The following is a 2871-nucleotide window of genomic DNA, read 5'->3' on the forward strand; positions in this document are numbered from 1 at the left end:
GAGCTGCACCCCTGAACCCGCGCTGCACCCCTGGAACTGAGGGTGCAGCGCCGGGCAGGGGGTGTAGCTCGGCCGCTGAGCGCGCGGGTGCGGGCTACGCGCGGGTGCGGGCCGCCGTCACGAGGGCGTCGACCACGACGAACAGCACGAGCCCGAGGCCGACCATCGGCAGGAACAGCCCGACGACGAGGCCGACGGCGACCACCGCGACGAGGCCCTGCCACGGGGCGCGGACGAGGGCGCCTGCGGGAGCAGGGCGTCCGGCACGGAGGCGGCCCGCGCCTCCTGCAGGGCCTCGCCGCCACCACATCAGGTAGCCGAACACGACCATCGCGGCGACGCCGAGGGCCGTGACGACCAGGAGGAGCTGGTTCGGCAGCCCGAACATGGTGCCCATGTGCGTGTCGACGCCCCACCGCGCGAGCTTCGCCATGACCGGGTAGTCCGCGAAGTCGGTGCGGTCGACGACGGCGAGCGTCGTGCCGTCGACCGCCGTGGAGTCGACCTGGGTCGGCCAGCTCCGCTTGATCTCGGTGACGGTCCAGGCGCTGTCGGCGTCGGCGGGCGGCTTGATCTCGACGAGACCGGTGTCGACGTTCACCGTCTGCGCGACGGCGAGCACGTCGTCGAACAGGGCAGGGGCGACCTCGGACGCACCGGGGGCGGCGGCTCCGTGGTGGCCGGCGTGGGGGTCGGCCGCGACGTCCTCGGCCTCGGGGGCTGCGCCTCCTGTGCTCGTGCCCGCATCTCCTGTGCTCGTGCCCTCGGCGGGCAGGGCGGTGTCGAGCGCCGGGGCGGTCCAGCTGAGCGCGGCCCTCAGCGCGGTGACGTTGTCGCCTGCGTGCTGGGACCAGGTGATGCCCGTCGCCGAGAGGAACAGGGCCCCGACCGTCAACACGATGCCGACGGAGGCGTGCCACGAGAAGAACCGACGCAGGCCGGTCGCCCGCAGGTCGGGCCGCACGAGGTCGCGGCGTGCACGTGCCCTCGCCTTCCCTGGCCCACGTGCCCGCAGTCGGCGGGCGATCCACAGGCCGAGGCCCGCGAGCACGACGACGCCGAGCCAGCTGGCGGCGAGCTCGCTGTAGAGGCGGCCGGCGTCGCCCAGCCCGAGGCTGCGGTGCAGGTCGGAGATCGTCGTCCGCAGCGGCAGCGAGCCGCTCGTGCCGTAGACGGGCAGGTCGCCGCGGACCTCGGCCGTCGCCGGGTCGACGAAGATCGCCCGGGTCTGGCTCTCGATCAGGTCGTCACCGGTGAACAGCACGCGCGTGGTGTCGCCCGGCTCGGGCGCGGGACGCACGGCGACGAGCTCGCCGCTGTCGCCCACCACTTCCTCGGCCGCGGCGACCTGGTCGGCGAGGGGGAGCGCTGCCCCGGTGCCCGGCGCGGTCAGCTCGTCGGCGTGGACGACTTTCTCGAGCGTCGGCGCGAGGGCGTACGCCGCTCCGGTCAGCGCCGCGACGAGGATGAACGGCCCCACCACGATCGCTGCCCAGAAGTGCAGCCGGAGCAGCAGTGGGCCGAGCCAGCTGCCGATCCCGCCGGGTGCGGCCCGTTCGGCGAGGGGCGCTCGCAGGCCGCCGGGTGCGCCGAGCTCGCGAGCGGGGGTGCTGTTCTGCGTCTGGGCTGTTCCGTCACGTGCCGGATCTGCCGGGGGCGCGGGCGGTGTCTCCGCTGTTCCGTTCGGTGACGGATCGGCTGGTGGCGTGGGCGGTGTCTCTGCTGTTCCGTTCGGTGACGGATCGGCCGGGGGCGCGGGCGGTGTCTCTGCTGTTCCGTTTCGTGACGGATCAGCGGGAGCGGGGACGGGAGGGGCGCTCGCGCTCATCGGCGGGCCTCTGCAGTGCGACGGCGCAGGGTCGTCGTGAGCAGGACGAGCCCGACGACTCCCACGACGAGGGCACCCAGGGCGAGGGCCCTGGCCGTCTCATCGACGGGAGCAGGTGCCGAGGAAGCGGCGGCCGCCTCCTTCGAGCCGGTCGCGTCGTCGGTGCCGCCGGCACCCGCTCCGCCGCCGTCCGCGTCGGTCAGCGTGAGGACGGGGGCCGGCGACGCGGGCTCCGCGTCGGAGCCCGGCTCGGCGACCTCGACCCAGTCGTACGAGCCGACCTCGCATGTCTGCACGGTGGGGAACGCGACGAGGTCGCCTGCCGCGCCCCCGACCGGGAGCAGGGCCGAGACGGCGACCGTGTCGCGGAAGCCGTCGGGGAGGGCGGAGCCCGGGTCGGCCGTCCAGGTCACGGTCGTGCCGGTGGCCGCCCCGGTGTCGGTGTCGGCCTCGGCGGTCTCGGCGGTCTCGGCACCGACTGCTGCGACGGCCGGTGCCTCGGTGATCGACCAGCCGGGCTTGATCGTCGGCGTGACCGCCTGCACCTCGGCGGGGAACGTGACGGCGAGGGAGGTGGTGGGCGACCCTTCGCAGCCGTGGCCGACCGCGAAGGTCAGCACGCTGAGCATCGCAGGGGCGGTCGACGAGGCCTCGAGCTCGACGTGGGCCTGGGCGGCGACGGGCGCCGCCAGGGCGAGGGCGAGCCCGGCCGCCGACGTGACGACAGCACCGACGAGGCGCGGGCGGCTGCTGGTCGCGCGTGCGCCGGCGGTCGCGATGGCGTCGGCCTGGGCAGGGGAGGAGCTGTGGGCAGGGGAGGAAGTGCGGGCAGGGGAGGAGGTGCGGGCGCGTGGGCGCATGGAGGTGTCCTTCGGGCAGGCGGGGCGGACCCCGCGGCGACAGGGGAGGCCGTGCCGGGCCGGACCGACGGGAGCGGTCGAGCACGGACGACGCCGCACTCGCCGTCAGGAGGCGCGCGCGGCTCTAGGTCGTCGCCGGGGCCGGCGGGCCCCTGAGGGCGCGCGTGGTCGCGAGCAGCAGCG

The 2871-nt window shown here is 75.4% G+C and carries 2 protein-coding genes; both read right to left on the bottom strand.

Annotated features, from left to right (window positions below; all coding sequences use genetic code 11):
• Positions 1 to 94: 94 nt before the first annotated feature.
• Positions 95 to 1483 carry a PepSY-associated TM helix domain-containing protein gene (locus RWM17_RS13650; protein ID WP_399540493.1) on the bottom strand — a complete coding sequence of 463 codons (1389 nt, stop codon included), beginning with the start codon at positions 1481 to 1483 and terminating at the stop codon, positions 95 to 97.
• A gap of 341 nt (positions 1484 to 1824) precedes the next feature.
• Positions 1825 to 2688, bottom strand: coding sequence for a YcnI family protein (locus RWM17_RS13655; protein WP_314104551.1), 864 nt, complete (start codon positions 2686 to 2688; stop codon positions 1825 to 1827).
• Positions 2689 to 2871 lie beyond the last annotated feature (183 nt).

Origin of the sequence: uncultured Frigoribacterium sp. (assembly GCF_963515265.1) — a bacterium.
GTDB lineage: Bacteria > Actinomycetota > Actinomycetes > Actinomycetales > Microbacteriaceae > Frigoribacterium.